Genomic DNA, 16,655 nt, shown 5'->3' with positions numbered 1-16,655 from the left:
GCTGCGAAAAAATAAATTACAATGAAATTAGAAAATTTGAGACCGGCCGCCGGTGCGGTAAGAAATAACGATAGATTAGGTAGAGGTCAAGGTTCTGGAGGCGGTGGTACTGCTAAAAGAGGTCACAAGGGTGCTAAATCTAGATCTGGATATAGTAGCAAAAGAGGTTTTGAAGGTGGTCAAATGCCTTTACAACGTCGTGTTCCTAAGTTTGGTTTTAATAATATCAATAGAGTAGAGTATAAAGGTATTAACCTTGACACTTTACAAGCTTTAGTTGAAAAAACTGGAGCTAACACAATTACTTTAGATTTCTTAAATAAAAACGGACTTATCGCTAAGTTTGATTTAGTTAAGATATTAGGTAGAGGAGAAATTTCTTCTGCTGTTACTGTACAAGTAAATGCATTCTCTAAAACTGCTGTTGAGGCAATCGAGAAAGCAGGTGGTAAAGCAATTGTTTTTGAAAAAGGAACTAAATCTATAGAGGTTTCTGAAACTACAACTGAAACTGCCAAACCTAAGGCTGTTAAAAAGGCTGCCAAAGGTGATGATTTAAAATTAATTGAAGGTGTTGGTCCTAAAATAGCAGATTTGTTAATATCTGCTGGAATTGATACTTTTGCTAAACTTGCTGTTACTGAGGCTCAAAGTATCTCTGATATTTTAGCTGAGGCGGGTAGTAATTTTGCTTCTCATAATCCTGCAACTTGGGGCCAACAAGCTCAGTTAGCTGCTGATGGAAAATGGGATGAGTTAAAAGAACTACAAGACAAGCTTAACGGAGGTCGTCCAGAGTAATAATTAACATTCCTATTTAAAAAATGAAGAAATTAATAAACACTTTAAAAAATATTTGGTCCATAGAGGAGCTTAGAAATCGTATTCTGGCCACTATATCAATTATTGCTATTTTTAGATTAGGATCTTATATTGTTTTACCTGGTGTTGACCCTTCAAAGCTTCAAGATTTAACGAGTGGAAATGGTTTACTTGGCCTTTTAGATACCTTAGTCGGTGGAGCATTTAGTAATGCTTCCATCATGGCTCTAGGTATCATGCCATATATCTCTGCTTCCATTGCGATTCAGTTATTAGGTTTAGCTTTACCATATTTTTCTAAATTACAGAAAGAAGGTGAATCAGGTAGAAGAAAATTGAATCAAATTACAAGATGGTTAACTATTGCCGTTACTGCGACGCAAGGTTTTACTTACTTAAAAACTACAATTCCTACAGATGCAATAACAATTAACCAACCCTTGTTTTACATATCTGGTGTTATTATGTTGGTAGCCGGTACTATGATGAGTATGTGGTTGGGTGAGCGTATTACCGAAAAGGGTATAGGTAACGGTATCTCGATGATTATTATGATTGGTATCGTTTCTAGGTTTCCTGGTGCGATTATCGGTGAAGGAAATGCAAGAGGTTCAAATGGTGAGATATTATTTTTCATCCTTGAATTAGTTGCTTTGTTCCTAGTAATAATCTTTGCAGTAGCAATGACCCAAGCTGTCAGACGTGTTCCTGTTCAATATGCAAAACAAATTGTTGGTAATAAAACTGTAACGGGTCAAAGACAATATTTGCCACTTAAGTTGAATATTTCAGGTGTTATGCCGATAATTTTCGGTCAAGCATTAATGTTTATTCCCGCCTTTGTAGCATCGTTGTTTGCTGATAAAAGTGACACTGCTCAAAATATAAATACTATTTTTTCAGATCCAACTTCGTGGCAATACAATTTGTTATATCTTGTATTAATTATAGCATTTACATTTTTCTATACTGCAATCTCTATCAATCCTAATCAAATTGCGGATGATATGAAACGTGGTGGTGGTTTCATACCTGGTATAAAACCTGGTCAGCCTACCTCGGATTATGTAGCTCAAATATTAGATAGAATAACTTTACCGGGTAGTTTTCTTTTAGCTGCAATTGCAATTTTCCCAGCTATTGCTAGTTTATTTGGAATGACTCAAATGTTTGCATCATTCTTTGGAGGTACTTCACTTTTGATTTTAGTAGGTGTTGTTTTAGATACACTTCAACAAGTTGAAAGTTATTTATTAATGAAGAAGTATGAAGGATTGATGGAATCAGGTAGGATAGAGGGTCGTCAAACTTCAGTAGTAGGAAACTAATAAGGAATGTCTGAAAAAAGAATCATTTATCTAAAGTCTGAAGACGATGCTCAAATTATTAAGGATAATGGTGTAATATTGGGTAAAGCTCATGCAGAAGTTGCTAAAGTTTTGAAGCCTGGTGTTAAAACTAAAGATCTTGATAAAATCGCAGAACAATATATTTTAGATTGTGGTGGTAAACCATCTTTTAAAAATTACAACGGTTTTCCGGCTACTCTTTGTATTTCAGTTAACGAAGTTGTTGTTCACGGTATTCCTAGCAATAGAGAGCTCAAAGATGGTGATGTTATTTCTATAGATTGTGGAGTTTATAAAAACGGTTATCATGCCGATAGTGCATATACCTACATGATAGGTAATGTAGATCCTAAAGTTAATAAATTGCTTAAGGATACTAAGGCCTCTCTTTACAAAGGGATTGAAATGGTAAAACCAGGTAATAGAATTGGTGACGTAAGTTATGCGATTCAAAACTTTACAGAAAATTTAGGTTATGGTGTAGTAAGAGAATTAGTAGGTCATGGTGTTGGCCGAAGTCTTCATGAAGCTCCTGAAGTTCCTAATTTTGGTAGAAGAGGTAATGGTCCGAAGCTTCAAACAGGAATGGTAATAGCCATTGAACCTATGATAACATTAGGAAAGCGTTTTGTTGTTCAAGAAGATGATAATTGGACTATAAGAACAGAAGATCGTTTACCTGCGGCCCATTTTGAGCATACAGTTATTGTTTCAAAGAATGGTTGTGAAGTTTTAACAACTTTTGAATATATTGAAGAAGTTTTGGTAAATAATAACCAAGAAGTTTTATAAAAATGGCTAAGCAAGCAAATATACAAGTTGACGGAATTATAGTGGAAGCCCTTTCTAATGCTATGTTTAGAGTAGAATTAGAAAATAAGCATGAAGTTATTGCTCATATTTCAGGTAAGATGAGAATGAACTATATTAGAATTTTGCCTGGAGATAAAGTTAAACTTGAAATGTCTCCATATGATTTGTCAAAAGCAAGAATTACTTACCGATATAAATAATCGGTTGTTAATATTTAATACTAATTAAAATGAAAGTTAAAGCATCAGTTAAAAAACGTAGTGTAGACTGTAAAGTTATCAGACGTAATGGTAAAATTTACGTCATTAATAAGAAAAATCCTAAATTTAAACAAAGACAAGGTTAATATTTATGAGGATCTCAGGTGTTGATATTCCGGACAAAAAGAGAGGTGAAATTTCTCTTACCTATATTTACGGTATAGGTCGTAGCACTGCAAGAAAAATTTTGCAAGAAGCTAACATTTCTCTAGACAAAAAAGCTGGAGAGTGGTCAGATGATGAAGCGAATGCAATTCGTGCTGTCATTACAAATGAAGTTAAGGTAGAAGGTGCTTTAAGATCAGAGGTGCAATTAAGCATCAAACGTCTTATGGATATCGGTTGCTACCGTGGTTTGAGACACAGAAAAGGTCTTCCTCTTCGTGGTCAAAGAACTAAAAATAACTCAAGAACAAGAAAAGGTAAACGTAAGACTATAGCTAACAAGAAAAAAGCTACTAAGTAATTGATTTACTGATCAGGGTTTAATATTTGTTAAACCGCCTTAATCAAAGAATTTTTGTAAAAATGGCTCAAGCTAAAAGAAAAGACAAAGCAAAAAAAAGAGTAGTAGTTGTTGAATCATATGGACATGTTCATATCAAAGCTTCATTCAACAATATCATTATCTCTGTAACTAACAGTTCTGGACAAGTTATTTCTTGGGGATCTGCTGGTAAAATGGGTTTTAGAGGCTCTAAAAAGAACACTCCATATGCAGCTCAGATGGCAGCACAAAGTGCATGTCAAGTAGCATATGATTTAGGAATGCGTAAAGCAGATATTTTTGTTAAAGGTCCTGGTTCTGGTAGAGAAAGTGCTATGAGAACTGTTCAAAATGTAGGAATTGAAGTAGGTAATATTTTTGATGTTACTCCACTTCCTCATAATGGATGTAGACCTCCTAAAAGAAGAAGAGTATAATTTTATATTTTTATACAAATCTTAGTTTGGACATTGGGGCTAACGATTTGTTTTAATTTTTTATTTATTAATAATGGCAAGATACACAGGTCCGAGATCGAAGATTTCAAGAAAGTTTGGAGAACCAGTAATGGGACCAAGCAAAGCATTACAAAAGAAAAACTATCCTCCTGGTCAACACGGAAGAGGTAGAAGAGGTAAAAAATCTGAATATGCTCTGCAACTTCAAGAGAAGCAGAAAATGAAATATACTTATGGAATGCTAGAGCGTCAATTCGCAAGAATTTTCCAATTAGCTTCTGTAAGGCCAGGTCAAACTGGTGAAAACTTAATACAATTATGTGAGTCTAGATTAGACAACATAGTGTATAGAATGGGTATTGCTCCTACAAGAAGAGCTGCAAGACAACTTGCAACCCACAAACATATAACTGTAGATGGAGAAATAGTTAATATTCCTTCAATACTGATTAAGCCAGGTCAAACTGTAGGTGTTAGAGAGAAGTCAAAAGCTCTTGAAGCAGTTATCACCAGTGTAGGTGCTAATTCATCTAAAAAGTACGCTTGGATAGAATTTAACAATGCTGATATGACGGGTGTTTTTGTAAATTACCCAGATAGAGATCAAGTTCCTGAGAACTTTAATGATCAGGCAATCGTCGAATTGTATAACAAATAAATACTTTACCACTCTCGTTTTCGAGAGTGGTATTTCACATATATACTTTTGGGATAATCCCAGAGTTATTTCGTTAACGAAAATATACAGCACAGTATGTCAATTTTAGCATTTCAAATGCCCGATAAAGTCGTGATGGAAAAAGCGGACGACTTTCATGGATTTTTTGAGTTTAAACCCCTCGAAAAAGGATATGGAGTAACTATAGGTAATGCTCTTCGTCGTATATTGCTTTCTTCTTTAGAAGGTTTTGCTATTACTGCGGTAAGGTTTCCTGGTGTTCTTCACGAATTTTCTTCGATTGAAGGTGTTGTGGATGACGTAACTGAAATAGTTTTAAATTTAAAGCAAGTTAGATTTAAGAAAATTTCGGATTATGTTGATAATAAGATTACCGTTAAAGTAAAAAATCAAACAGAATTAACTGCTGGTGAAATCAGTAAGTTCACTTCATGTTTTGAGGTTTTAAATCCTGATTTGGTCATCGCCAGATTAGATTCTAAGAAAGAAATTGAGTTCGAGATTATAGTTGATAAAGGTAGAGGATATGTTCCAAGCGAAGAGCACAAAGTAGGTGATCTTCCTATTGGTTTTATTTCTATTGATTCAATATATACACCAGTTAAAAATGTTAAATTCAGTGTAGAAAACACTAGAGTTGAACAGAGAACTGATTACGAGAAATTACTTTTAGAAATTAAAACAGACGGGTCTATCCACCCTGAGAAGGCTTTGCAAGAAGCTTCTCATATTTTAATTCAACACTTCCTTAAATTTACAGATGAAAACATGGTGTTTGACTCTAAGAAAGATGAGGAAGATAATATGGTTGATGAAGAGTTCTTACACATGAGAAAACTTCTAAAAACTTCTCTTCAAGATCTAGATCTTTCAGTGAGAGCCTATAACTGTCTGAAATCTGCGGATATCAGAACGTTGGGTGATCTTGCAAGACTAGAAGTTGCAGATATGATGAAATTTAGAAACTTCGGTAAGAAATCTCTTACAGAACTTGAGCAGCTGATAGCTGATAAGCAACTTCATTTTGGAATGGATGTAGCTAAATACAAGCTAGACGAAGATTGAGTTTAAGATAATCGCATAAATAATTATTAATATTTTTTAATCGTAATAGGTGAGGCACTTTTGTGCGGAAGAAGTCTTAACCGTTACTTACGAATTTTACAAACATGAGACACGGAAAAAAAGTAAATCATTTAGGAAGAACAAAATCTCACAGAGATGCTTTGTTATCGAATTTAGCAAATTCTTTGGTAAAATTTAAGAGAATTGAAACTACAGTAGCTAAAGCGAAAGCTTTAAGAATGTATGTTGAGCCTCTTATTACAAAGGCTAAATTAGATAATACACACTCTAGAAGAGTTGTCTTTTCATATCTTCAAGACAAAGAGAGTATCAAATCTCTTTTTGGTGAAATTGCTGAAAAAGTGGCTGAGCGTAACGGTGGTTACACTAGAATCATTAAATTAGGTCAAAGACAAGGAGATAATGCTGAAATGGCGTTAATTGAACTTGTTGATTTCAACGAAAATCTATTGGCTTCTGCTCCAACTGAAGAAGAAGGAAATGCTAAAAGATCTAGAAGAAGTAAGTCTAAGAAAACTGTTTCTGAAGTAGTTAACGAAGGCGAATCTGCAGTTGAAGTAGTAGAAGAAGTTGCAACTGAAGAGGTTGCTCCTGAAACTGAAACACCAGCTGAAGGCGAAGAAGAAACTAAATAATTTCTGAAAATCTTAGAAAAAAAGGGGCTTTAGCCCCTTTTTTTATGTTCTTTTTTTTGAAAATAATAATATTTTGGATTAAAGTGTTTATTTTGACTAAGAGTGTTTTTTCAATATTTTAATAGGGCTTTTTTTAATTTCAGACAATAATAAACATCATTTTTAAATTATTATGTGGATGCTAATAAAAATAGCCTAACTTTGTGCTCCGATAATCATTTGTAATCGGAAAATAAAACTCTTCATGAATCTATCTTCTCAAGACGCCATTTTATTACTTCAAGATGGCACTGTTTTCAAAGGCAAAGCTTTAGGTAAAATTGGTACTACCACAGGTGAAATCTGTTTTAATACTGGTATGACCGGTTACCAAGAGATCTATACAGATCCATCTTATTTTGGCCAAATTGTAATCAATACTACTGCTCATATAGGAAACTATGGAGTTAAGTTTGATACTGAAGAAGAATCGTCAAGTATCAAAATCAAAGGTATGATCTGTAATGAATTTGCAGATAAAAATTATTCTAGATTTACCGCAGACTCTTCTCTTCAAGATTATTTTGTTAATGCTGGAATAGTCGGTATTTCTGATGTAGATACACGAGAAATCGTTAGACACATTAGAGATGCTGGTGTTATGAACTGTTTAATCTCTTCAGAGAATTTTGATATTGATGCTCTTCAGAAACAATTAAACGAATGTCCTTCTATGGAAGGCCTAGAGTTAAGTTCACTTGTGAGTACTGAGGAACCATATTTTTTAGGAGAAGAAACTGCCACAAAACGGTTAGCTGTTATTGATTATGGTTGTAAAAGAAATATTCTAAGAAATTTTGTTGACAGAGATTGTTATGTAAAAGTTTTTAATGCAAAAACCCCAGTTTCTGAAATATTAGATTGGAATGCCAATGGATATTTTATTTCCAATGGCCCTGGTGATCCTAGTGCTATGGATTATGCAGTTGATACTATTAAGGAGTTGTTAGAGACAAATAAGCCTTTGTTTGGTATTTGTTTAGGCCATCAACTTTTGGGTAGATCAGTAGGTATCGGGACTTACAAAATGCACAATGGGCATAGAGGGTTAAATCATCCTGTTAAAAACTTAGTTACAGGGAAATGCGAAATTACATCACAGAATCATGGTTTTGCAGTAATACCTGAGGATGCTCAAAATAATCCTGAAGTTGAGGTTACGCATATCAACCTTAATGACAATACAATTGAAGGTATAAGATTGTTAAATAAACCAGCTTTTTCTGTGCAATATCACCCAGAAGCGGCTCCTGGTCCTCACGATTCGGTTTATTTGTTTGATCAGTTTGTAAGTATGATGTAATTAGAAATGAAATTATTCAGTACAAAAAAAGCAAGTCCTTTAGTTACTTTTGAAGAAGCAATATTTCAAGGTTTGCCTCCTGATAATGGCTTATATATGCCGGAATCTATTCCTGTTTTATCTAGTGAGTTTTGGGATAAAGTAGAGGGGATGTCGATTCAAAAAATTGCATTTGAAATTACGAAAGCATTTTTTAAAGATGATTTGTCTGACGATGTGATTCAACAGATAATTGATGAAGCGATAACTTTTGATGCACCATTAGCAAAGTTAAACGAAAGCCTATTTTGTTTAGAACTGTTCCATGGTTCATCAATGGCTTTTAAAGACTTTGGAGCAAGGTTTATGGCATCTATTATGTCATATTTTTTAAGGAAATCTGATCAAAAATTAAATATTTTGGTAGCTACTTCTGGCGATACTGGAGGTGCTGTGGCTCAAGGATTTTATAATAAGGCAAATATTTCAGTAACCATTCTATATCCGAAAGGAAAAGTAAGTGAAATTCAAGAAAAGCAATTGACTACTTTAGGAGGAAATATTTCTGCATTAGAAGTGGATGGCACTTTTGACGATTGTCAGGCTTTGGTTAAACAAGCCTTTTTAGATTTAGATTTAAAGAGTAAGTTTGGCCTTGCTTCTGCAAACTCAATTAACATAGCTAGGTTAATTCCACAGTCATTTTATTATGTTTATGCTTATTCAAGGCTAAAAGGCTTAGGAAAAGATATAGTATTTTCAGTACCATCGGGTAACTTTGGTAATTTAACTGCTGGGCTTATTGCTCAAAAAATGAGAATGCCAGTGAAGACATTTATTGCGGCTACCAATGTTAATAAAGTGGTTCCTAGTTTTATTGAATCTGGGGAGTATTTACCAATCTCTCCTTCTATTTCAACTATTTCAAATGCTATGGATGTTGGTAATCCGAGTAATTTCCCAAGAATGGAGTCGATATTTAATAATGATATCAATCAATTTCGTAGTTCTATAAAGGGGTGTTATTTTACAGACGGGGAGACCAAAGATGGTATCAAAGAACTCAAAGAGAAATTTGATTATTTAGCTTGCCCACATACAGCTATTGCTTATTTAGGACTTAAGAAATATTCAACGGAGAATAGTGGGAGTATAGGCGTATTTCTATCTACTGCTCACTTTGCAAAGTTTTTACCTGATATGGAAAAGGTATTGGGATACACCCCTCAAATTCCAAAAAGGCTAAGCGATCTAATTGGCTTAGAAAAAAGCTCTTCAGAAATAAAAGCTTCCTACGATGAATTTAAAGAATATTTACTACAGAATTTAATATAAAAAAAGGAGAGCTAAGCTCTCCTTTTTTGTTTATTTCAATATGATAGCACCGAGTGGTGGAAGCGAAATCTCGATAGATTGTGCTTGTCCATGAGAAGTGATTTTTTCAGTTTTTATTTTTGTATTCGAAATTCCTGAACCCCAGAATTCTGATTTGTCTGAATTGAAAATTTCTTTGTAAGTTTTATTTTCTGGAACCCCAATTCTATATCCAGGTCTTGGTACTGGCGTCAAGTTTAGAATTATCAAAACATTTTCATCTAAACCTTTTCTTTGGTAGTAAACCACGCAGTTTTCTCTATCTGTGGTATCTAACCACGCAAAACCTTCTGGGCTAAATTGTTTGTCATAAAGGGCCGGCTCTGATTTATAAATATGGTTTATTTCTTTCACCAAATTACTTATACCTTTGTGGTTGTCATATTCTAATAAATGCCAATCTAGACTGTTTAAAAAATTCCATTCCTCAGCCTGACCAAATTCTCCTCCCATAAATAGCAGTTTAGTGCCGGGGTGTGTAAACATGTATGTATATAAAAGTCTAAGGTTCGCAAATTTTTGCCATTCATCGCCCGGCATTTTATTTAAAAGCGAGTTTTTACCATAAACCACTTCATCGTGAGAAAGCGGAAGCATAAAGTTTTCCGAGAATGCATATACTGTTGAGAATGTCAAATCATCTTGGTGCCATTTTCTGTGCATGGGGTCTTTAGCAAAATACCTCAAAGTATCGTTCATCCAGCCCATCATCCATTTCATGCCAAAACCTAAGCCATTCAAATAGGTAGGCTTAGTTACTCCCGGAAACGCCGTTGATTCCTCAGCTATAGTTTGTACATCGGGGTAGTTTTTGTAAATCTCTTCATTCAATTCTTTAAATAAAGAAATTACCTCTAAGTTTTCTCTGCCACCAAACATATTTGGTATCCATTCGCCATCGTTTCTAGAATAATCTCTATAAAGCATAGAAGCCACTGCATCTACTCTTAAACCATCTGCGTGGAATCTATCTAACCAAAACAAAGCATTAGAAATCAAAAATGACCGAACCTCATATCTACCATAATTAAAGATATATGATTTCCAATCTGGATGATACCCTTCTCTTGGGTCTTCGTGCTCATAAAGGGCCGAACCATCAAACCTATAAATGCCGTTGGCATCGCCGGGATAATGCGAAGGTACCCAATCTAACAATACTCCAATGTCGTTTTTGTGTAGTTGTTCTACCAAATACATAAAGTCCTGAGGAGTGCCAAAACGACTACTCGCTGCAAAGTATCCAGTGATTTGATAGCCCCATGATGGCTCATAAGGGTGTTGCATTATAGGCATAAACTCTACATGTGTAAAGCCCATTTCCTTTATATATGGCACCAATGTGTCTGCTATTTCTCTATATCCAAGTCTTCTATCATTATTTGAAGGGTCTCTTTTCCATGAACCCAGGTGAATCTCATAAACTGACATTGGGGCGTCAAGACTATTTGCCTTTTTACGTTTAGACATCCAGTCGCTATCGTCCCATTCGTACCAAGTATCCCAAACAACCGATGCCGTTTTTGGTGATTCTTCCCATCTTAAAGCAAAAGGATCCCCTTTTTCAAGTTCTTGGCCACCTATTTTTGATTTTATTGCATATTTATATACCTCGCCATTTCCGATGTTAGAAATCCACCCTTCCCAAATTCCCGAAGAATCCCACCTAGGAAATAGTTGGTGGGAGGTTTTATTCCATCCATTAAAATCTCCTATTACGCTAACGGTTTCGGCATTAGGGGCCCAAACAGCAAAATAAGTTCCTAGAACCTCTTGGTTTTTAACTACATGCGAGCCGAGTTTTTCATATAGCTTATAATGTTTTCCAGACATAAATAGGCCAATATCAAAATCGGACAGTAATGAATAAGCCTCAACATTTTGAAATTCAGTAGGTTTTTCTGTTAGTTTATTTTTGCTCATATAGGTTAGCGAATTTTTTATAATTTCATTATGCTCAAAAATAAGAATTATCTCATCTATTTTATATTTTTTACATTAATGTTTATGTTTTTTTTAGAAAAAATATAAACATGTCTAATTACTATGTAGTTTAATGTAGGTATTCATGGTTTTTACAACACCTTTTTTAAGTCATTCTCGTAGATATGAATACTATCCCTTACTTTTGTGAAAAAAATATTTCAGGAATTTGTTCCTTTCATCAATCTAATATTTCAAATGGAAATTACGAAAAACGAAAAATATGTAATCTATACTCCTAATTCGGCAGTTCTTGACGAAAATATTGGGGCTCAAATGGAGAAAAGTATTGCAGTATTATATGCTACCACAGGCATGATAAATTTTATATTGGACTTAAAGAATGTAACTTCCATTTCAGATGCTGGCATTAAACTTCTGCAGAAAGTTCAAAAAATCACAAAAGACGAATCAGGACTGTGGGTGTTGGTTTCTCAAGACGATAGCTTAATGGATGATATCGCAAATAGATCTCAAGAGTTTATTTTGATACTTCCTAGTGTGGAAGAAGCCATCGACGCCGTTTTTATGAATGAATTAGAAAATGATTTTAAAGACGAACAAGAAGATGATTTTGGTTTTGAAGCCGAATCAGATTATTAATCAAAAATAATATATTGGAATTTAAAATATTAGGTACAGGTTCTGCCACTCCCCAGTTAGATAGAAATCCTTCTGCTTTTTTCTTAACAATCGATCAAGTATTATTTTTGATAGATTGCGGCGAGGGTACTCAATTCAGGATATTAGAACATAAAATAAAAGTTAGTAGACTAAAGTATATAATGATAAGTCACCTTCATGGCGATCATTATTTTGGTCTTGTGGGGCTTATTTCTTCTTTAAATCTAAATAAGAGAAAAGACCCCTTGACTATTATTGGCCCTAAAGGACTTAATGAAATTTTGATACTTCAGTTCAAGTATTCAAATACAATATTAAATTTCGAACTTAGTTTTATTGAGACTCAGAGTGATACTTTTAATCTGGTTTTAGATACTGAAACTTTTAAAATTGAGAGTTTTCCATTAAAGCATAGAGTACCATGTACTGGTTTTTTAATCACAAAAAAAGCGTCTAAAAGAAAAGTCATCAGAGAAAGTTTACCCGAAAACTTCCCTTTACCATATTATAAACTCCTAAAAGACGGCCTTGATGTAACGAATGAGTTAACAGGCGAGGTTTTCTTAAATAAGAATCACACTGTAGATGGCGAACCCGAAAAAAAGATAGCGTACTGTTCGGATACTATTTTTGATACCGGGATAGTCGAATACATTAAAAACGCTGATTTGGTTTATCATGAAGCCACATTTTTAGACGAACATGAGCAGCGTGCACAACAAACGTTTCATTCTACAGCCTCTCAAGCGGCTCAAATTGCAAATTTAGCGAACGCTAAACAGTTAATTATTGGCCATTATTCGTCCCGGTACAAAACCACCGATTCTCACTTACAAGAAGCAAATATTCATTTTGATGCCGTTAATCTCTCAAAAGAGGGTGATAATTATATAATTTAACTAAAAAATATAATTATTTCTAAGTCGAATTATTCTAGTTTTAAATAAATCTATAAAGTCTATGAGAATAGTAGATTAATAAATATATTTGCCTACTATTTTTTATAAAACAAAAGACATTAGGCATGTTAAGCTTCAGAACTGAGTTAGAAAATCCGCTAGTAGAGAAAGATATTATTGACCTTGAAAAAAAGATTAGACTTTTTCATGAGGGAGGTATCCATGAAGATAAATTTCGTAGTCTTAGACTTGCAAGAGGCGTATATGGCCAAAGGCAACATGGCGTTCAGATGGTAAGGATTAAGCTTCCTTATGGTAAAATGACATTTAAGCAATGGCACAGGATTTCTGAAATTTCGGATGAATATTCTACTGGAAATTTACACCTAACCACACGTCAGGATGTTCAGATTCACTTTGTGAGCCTTGATAAAACTCCAGAATTGTGGGCAAAACTTGAGCAGGATAATGTTACAATGCGGGAGGCTTGTGGTAATACGGTTAGAAATATAACAGCATCTGTTACTGCCGGTATTGATGCTAAGGAGTTATTTGACGTTACGCCTTATGCCCACGCCATGTTTGAGTACTTTTTGCGTAATCCTATTTGTCAAGAAATGGGAAGAAAAATAAAAATTGCATTTTCAAATACAGAAGAAGATACAGCCTTAGCGTTTATTCATGATTTAGGTTTTATTCCAAAAATAAAAGATGGAAAACGAGGGTTTAAAATAGTAGTTGGTGGTGGTTTAGGAGCACAGCCAAGAATGGCGGACGTTGCCACAGAATTTATTGAGGAAGATAAGTTAATTCCATTTACTGAAGCAGTTTTACGTGTTTTCGATAGAAATGGAGAGCGTAATTCGCGTAGTAAAGCTAGAATGAAGTTTCTTTTGGCTAAAATAGGGTTTGATGCTTTTATGGAATTGGTGGAAGCTGAAAAATTAGCCCTAAAAAACCAAAGTGTTAAAGTTGAATATACTTCTGTTGCAGAATCAAAGGCAACAAAGTATTATGACGGACAAGAATTAGATTCTAAAGAATATATATTGTGGAAATCAACCAATGTTATTTCTCAGCCGGAAAAAGGGCTTCATGGTATTTATGTGAAAATTCCACTTGGTAATATTTCAAGTGAAGAGTCACGTCAATTAATTTCTAAACTAGAGGGTTATATCGGAGACGATGTTAGGGTAACCATAAACCAAGGTCTGTTTTTTAGGAATGTACCTACTCAAAATCTTTCTTATGTTTTTACTGTTCTCAAAGAAGTAGGATACGCAGCAGCGGGAGCCAATAGTATAGCCAATATAACGGCTTGCCCAGGTACAGATACATGTAATTTGGCAATATCAGATAGTACAGCTATCACTTTAGAATTTGAGAAAGTTATCCAAGAAGAATACCCAGATTTAGTTAAAAATCAAGATATTAAAATTAAAATATCAGGTTGCATGAACTCTTGTGGACAGCACGGTATGGCAAACATTGGATTTCATGGGAGTTCATTAAAATCGGCTGACAAAAAAGTGCTTCCTGCTTTACAGGTGCTTTTAGGTGGTGGAACAATCGGCAATGGCGAAGGCAGAGCAGCTGAAAAAGTAATAAAAGTCCCTTCAAAAAGAGGGCCACAAGTGTTACGTCATATTTTTGAAGATTATATTTCAAATAGTACAGATGGTGAGTATTTCAATGACTATTACGACAGACAGGGGAAAATTTATTTCTTTGATTTACTAAAACCTTTGGCTGTTTTAGATAATTTACAACAAAGTGATTTTATAGATTGGGGTCAAACAGATTCTTTTGAAACAGCTATTGGAGTAGGAGAATGTGCAGCAGTAATGATTGATTTAATTGGAATTTTGTTTTTAGAAGCAGACGAAAAAATAAGCCTAGCAAAAGAAGCTTTTGAACAAAAAGCCTATGCTGATGCCATTTATCATGCTTATTCGGCTCAAATAAATGCTGCGAAGGCCTTGTTACTTGATATTGATGTCAATTGCAGTACACAAACAAAAGTTATAACGGCTTACAGCGAAAAGTTTGATGCCAATTTTGAATCGTCTGTTTTACAAATAAACAAAAACGAACCTACTGAGACTTTTGCTATTGATTATATTCAAGCTGCAGAGGCATTTTGTAAAGCCGCTCCTCAAAAGAGAGCTGAATTAAAAGCTGAATAAAGGTATGTTAGATAATACTAAAAATATTCCAAAGTTAAGCGTAGTAGGTGGTGGTCCTGGAGATCCAGAGTTAATTACTTTAAAAGCTATTAATACTTTGAGAGTTGCAGATGTTGTTTTGTACGACGCTCTGGTTAATGAGCAATTATTAGAATATTGTCATCCACTTTGCGAAAAAATTTATGTGGGCAAACGAGGGCATGAAAAGGGTATAACGCAAGACAGTATCAATTTTTTGATTGTAGAAAAAGCCTACGAAAGAGGCCATGTGGTAAGACTTAAAGGTGGAGACCCATTTGTGTTTGGAAGAGGAATAGAAGAAGTAGAATACGCACACGAAAGAGGTTTGGAGGTAAACTACGTACCTGGTATTTCTTCTGTTTTCACTACCGGAAATCATTTTGTGCCACTTACAGACAGGAGATATTCAGATGGTTTTTGGGTCATAACGGGTCATAAGTCAGACAAAAGTTTTAGTCTAGACCTGAGTTTGGCTGCCAAATCAAACGCGACACTCGTTTTTTTGATGTCTATGTCTAAACTACAGAATATTCAAGAGGCTTTTTTAGACGAAAATAAAGGAGAAGTTGCTGTTTGTATAATTCAAAACGCAAGTAAACCCAATGAAAAAAAGGCTGTTGGTAAAGTAAAAGACTTATTGGATATTGCGGAACAAAATCAGTTAAAAAACCCAGCTATTGTGGTAGTGGGTGATGTAGTTCGGTATTTCGATAGGTTTAAAGAACCTAAAATTGGAACAAAAAATATGGCCTCGGAAGAGTTCCAAGGCCTTTAAAGTAGGATTTTGTAGGCTTAAAATGTTTTTAATACTCAAAATTACAAAACATAAAAATGCCGTGCAGTTTTTTTTATTTTACGGTAAAGTTAATTTTGTGTTTTGGTGTTAACATATTTGTAGTTAGTTATTTATATAATAAAAATATTTTTTTTAGAAGAATACTAAAATGGTAGATTTAAACGAGAAATTGGGTGGAATGAGTTTGATTGAAGGTTTAGAATTTGTTTCTAAAAACTTTCAAGGTAAAGTAGTATTTTCATCGTCATTTGGTCAAGAAGATCAGGTAATTACAGATGCAATTTTTAAAAACGATTTACCAATTGAAATTTTTACATTAGACACGGGGAGGTTATTTCCAGAAACCTATGAGCTGATGGATAAAACAAAAAATAGGTATAAGAAAAGCTTTAAAACATATTTTCCTAATGCTATAGATATAGAAGAATTTGTAGAAAAAAAAGGCTTTAATTCATTTTATGAATCTGTAGAGAATAGAAAAGCCTGCTGCAATATTCGTAAAATAGTACCTTTGCAGAGGGCATTAAAAGGAGCAGAAGTTTGGATTACCGGACTAAGAGCGGAACAGTCAGCCAACAGAGCCGATATGCCAATTTGGGAAAACGACGAGGCAAATAATGTCTATAAATTTAATCCCTTATTAAAATGGACTTTAGAAGAAGTTGAGGCTTATTTAAAAGAGCATAATGTACCACAAAATACACTTCACAGCAAAGGTTTTGTTAGCATAGGCTGTCAGCCTTGTACCAGAGCGATATCAAAAGGTGAAGACCCGCGAGCGGGGAGATGGTGGTGGGAGGTTTCTCAAAAAGAATGTGGCCTTCATGCAGTCAAATAATTGAAAAAGAATTCGGAACTTAAA

Annotated in this window: 17 protein-coding genes and 1 pseudogene; 17 read left to right on the top strand and 1 reads right to left on the bottom strand. The window is 34.4% G+C overall.

The window, feature by feature from the left end:
• Positions 1-21 precede the first annotated feature (21 nt).
• From rplO to thrC, 12 genes and pseudogenes are all read left to right on the top strand, one after another.
• Positions 22-459 (top strand): annotated as a pseudogene (gene rplO / locus ACFOOI_RS05460) (50S ribosomal protein L15); the annotation flags it as partial.
• Between the two features lie 365 nt (positions 460-824).
• A complete protein-coding gene (gene secY, locus ACFOOI_RS05455) occupies positions 825-2,150 on the top strand; it encodes a preprotein translocase subunit SecY (RefSeq protein WP_379835902.1) in 1,326 nt (441 codons plus the stop codon).
• Positions 2,151-2,156: 6 nt separating this feature from the next.
• Positions 2,157-2,963 (top strand): type I methionyl aminopeptidase, encoded by an 807-nt coding sequence (gene map / locus ACFOOI_RS05450; RefSeq protein WP_379835900.1) that lies wholly within the window; start codon positions 2,157-2,159, stop codon positions 2,961-2,963.
• A gap of 2 nt (positions 2,964-2,965) precedes the next feature.
• Positions 2,966-3,184, top strand: a complete 219-nt coding sequence (gene infA, locus ACFOOI_RS05445) for a translation initiation factor IF-1 (RefSeq protein WP_379835898.1) — start codon at positions 2,966-2,968, stop codon at positions 3,182-3,184.
• A 29-nt stretch (positions 3,185-3,213) separates the two neighbouring features.
• The gene (gene rpmJ / locus ACFOOI_RS05440) at positions 3,214-3,330 is read left to right on the top strand and encodes a 50S ribosomal protein L36 (protein WP_379835896.1); all 117 of its coding nucleotides are present in this window, start codon (positions 3,214-3,216) and stop codon (positions 3,328-3,330) included.
• Positions 3,331-3,335: 5 nt separating this feature from the next.
• Entirely contained in the window at positions 3,336-3,710 is a 375-nt protein-coding gene (rpsM, locus tag ACFOOI_RS05435) for a 30S ribosomal protein S13 (protein WP_379835894.1), read from the top strand.
• A 62-nt stretch (positions 3,711-3,772) separates the two neighbouring features.
• Entirely contained in the window at positions 3,773-4,168 is a 396-nt protein-coding gene (gene rpsK / locus ACFOOI_RS05430) for a 30S ribosomal protein S11 (protein WP_379835892.1), read from the top strand.
• A gap of 73 nt (positions 4,169-4,241) precedes the next feature.
• Positions 4,242-4,847 (top strand): 30S ribosomal protein S4, encoded by a 606-nt coding sequence (gene rpsD / locus ACFOOI_RS05425; protein ID WP_379835890.1) that lies wholly within the window; start codon positions 4,242-4,244, stop codon positions 4,845-4,847.
• A 96-nt stretch (positions 4,848-4,943) separates the two neighbouring features.
• Complete coding sequence (locus tag ACFOOI_RS05420) at positions 4,944-5,933, top strand: DNA-directed RNA polymerase subunit alpha (protein WP_379835888.1); 990 nt, start codon at positions 4,944-4,946, stop codon at positions 5,931-5,933.
• A 104-nt stretch (positions 5,934-6,037) separates the two neighbouring features.
• Complete coding sequence (rplQ, locus tag ACFOOI_RS05415) at positions 6,038-6,589, top strand: 50S ribosomal protein L17 (protein ID WP_379835886.1); 552 nt, start codon at positions 6,038-6,040, stop codon at positions 6,587-6,589.
• Between the two features lie 244 nt (positions 6,590-6,833).
• Positions 6,834-7,931, top strand: coding sequence for a glutamine-hydrolyzing carbamoyl-phosphate synthase small subunit (gene carA, locus ACFOOI_RS05410; protein WP_379835884.1), 1,098 nt, complete (start codon positions 6,834-6,836; stop codon positions 7,929-7,931).
• A gap of 6 nt (positions 7,932-7,937) precedes the next feature.
• Positions 7,938-9,245 (top strand): threonine synthase, encoded by a 1,308-nt coding sequence (gene thrC / locus ACFOOI_RS05405; protein ID WP_379835882.1) that lies wholly within the window; start codon positions 7,938-7,940, stop codon positions 9,243-9,245.
• A gap of 30 nt (positions 9,246-9,275) precedes the next feature.
• Here the strand turns inward: thrC and glgB are convergent, their stop codons facing one another.
• Complete coding sequence (gene glgB, locus ACFOOI_RS05400; protein ID WP_379835880.1) at positions 9,276-11,207, bottom strand: 1,4-alpha-glucan branching protein GlgB; 1,932 nt, start codon at positions 11,205-11,207, stop codon at positions 9,276-9,278.
• 258 nt (positions 11,208-11,465) lie between these two features.
• On the opposite strand from glgB, the gene ACFOOI_RS05395 reads away from it, so the two are divergent.
• The 5 genes from ACFOOI_RS05395 to ACFOOI_RS05375 all read left to right on the top strand — a co-directional run bounded on the left by ACFOOI_RS05395 (position 11,466) and on the right by ACFOOI_RS05375 (position 16,631).
• Entirely contained in the window at positions 11,466-11,870 is a 405-nt protein-coding gene (locus ACFOOI_RS05395) for an STAS domain-containing protein (RefSeq protein WP_379835878.1), read from the top strand.
• 14 nt (positions 11,871-11,884) lie between these two features.
• Entirely contained in the window at positions 11,885-12,790 is a 906-nt protein-coding gene (locus ACFOOI_RS05390) for a ribonuclease Z (protein ID WP_379835876.1), read from the top strand.
• Between the two features lie 125 nt (positions 12,791-12,915).
• Positions 12,916-14,976, top strand: coding sequence for a nitrite reductase (locus tag ACFOOI_RS05385; RefSeq protein WP_379835874.1), 2,061 nt, complete (start codon positions 12,916-12,918; stop codon positions 14,974-14,976).
• Positions 14,977-14,980: 4 nt separating this feature from the next.
• Positions 14,981-15,772 (top strand): uroporphyrinogen-III C-methyltransferase, encoded by a 792-nt coding sequence (gene cobA, locus ACFOOI_RS05380; RefSeq protein ID WP_379835872.1) that lies wholly within the window; start codon positions 14,981-14,983, stop codon positions 15,770-15,772.
• A gap of 169 nt (positions 15,773-15,941) precedes the next feature.
• Complete coding sequence (locus ACFOOI_RS05375) at positions 15,942-16,631, top strand: phosphoadenylyl-sulfate reductase (RefSeq protein ID WP_379835870.1); 690 nt, start codon at positions 15,942-15,944, stop codon at positions 16,629-16,631.
• The last annotated feature ends 24 nt before the right edge of the window (positions 16,632-16,655 follow it).

Source organism: Lacihabitans lacunae (assembly GCF_042649125.1).
In the GTDB taxonomy this organism is placed as follows: Bacteria; Bacteroidota; Bacteroidia; order Cytophagales; family Spirosomataceae; genus Leadbetterella; species Leadbetterella lacunae.
This window is presented reverse-complemented; position numbering and strand designations above follow the sequence as displayed.

Bases quoted from the DNA above. Each gene is read 5' to 3' on its own strand.
- secY (WP_379835902.1), top strand. From the start codon at position 825: ATGAAGAAATTAATAAACACTTTAAAAAATATTTGGTCCATAGAGGAG.
- map (WP_379835900.1), top strand. From the start codon at position 2,157: ATGTCTGAAAAAAGAATCATTTATCTAAAGTCTGAAGACGATGCTCAA.
- infA (WP_379835898.1), top strand. From the start codon at position 2,966: ATGGCTAAGCAAGCAAATATACAAGTTGACGGAATTATAGTGGAAGCC.
- rpmJ (WP_379835896.1), top strand. From the start codon at position 3,214: ATGAAAGTTAAAGCATCAGTTAAAAAACGTAGTGTAGACTGTAAAGTT.
- rpsM (WP_379835894.1), top strand. From the start codon at position 3,336: ATGAGGATCTCAGGTGTTGATATTCCGGACAAAAAGAGAGGTGAAATT.
- rpsK (WP_379835892.1), top strand. From the start codon at position 3,773: ATGGCTCAAGCTAAAAGAAAAGACAAAGCAAAAAAAAGAGTAGTAGTT.
- rpsD (WP_379835890.1), top strand. From the start codon at position 4,242: ATGGCAAGATACACAGGTCCGAGATCGAAGATTTCAAGAAAGTTTGGA.
- ACFOOI_RS05420 (WP_379835888.1), top strand. From the start codon at position 4,944: ATGTCAATTTTAGCATTTCAAATGCCCGATAAAGTCGTGATGGAAAAA.
- rplQ (WP_379835886.1), top strand. From the start codon at position 6,038: ATGAGACACGGAAAAAAAGTAAATCATTTAGGAAGAACAAAATCTCAC.
- carA (WP_379835884.1), top strand. From the start codon at position 6,834: ATGAATCTATCTTCTCAAGACGCCATTTTATTACTTCAAGATGGCACT.
- thrC (WP_379835882.1), top strand. From the start codon at position 7,938: ATGAAATTATTCAGTACAAAAAAAGCAAGTCCTTTAGTTACTTTTGAA.
- glgB (WP_379835880.1), bottom strand. From the start codon at position 11,207: ATGAGCAAAAATAAACTAACAGAAAAACCTACTGAATTTCAAAATGTT.
- ACFOOI_RS05395 (WP_379835878.1), top strand. From the start codon at position 11,466: ATGGAAATTACGAAAAACGAAAAATATGTAATCTATACTCCTAATTCG.
- ACFOOI_RS05385 (WP_379835874.1), top strand. From the start codon at position 12,916: ATGTTAAGCTTCAGAACTGAGTTAGAAAATCCGCTAGTAGAGAAAGAT.
- cobA (WP_379835872.1), top strand. From the start codon at position 14,981: ATGTTAGATAATACTAAAAATATTCCAAAGTTAAGCGTAGTAGGTGGT.
- ACFOOI_RS05375 (WP_379835870.1), top strand. From the start codon at position 15,942: ATGGTAGATTTAAACGAGAAATTGGGTGGAATGAGTTTGATTGAAGGT.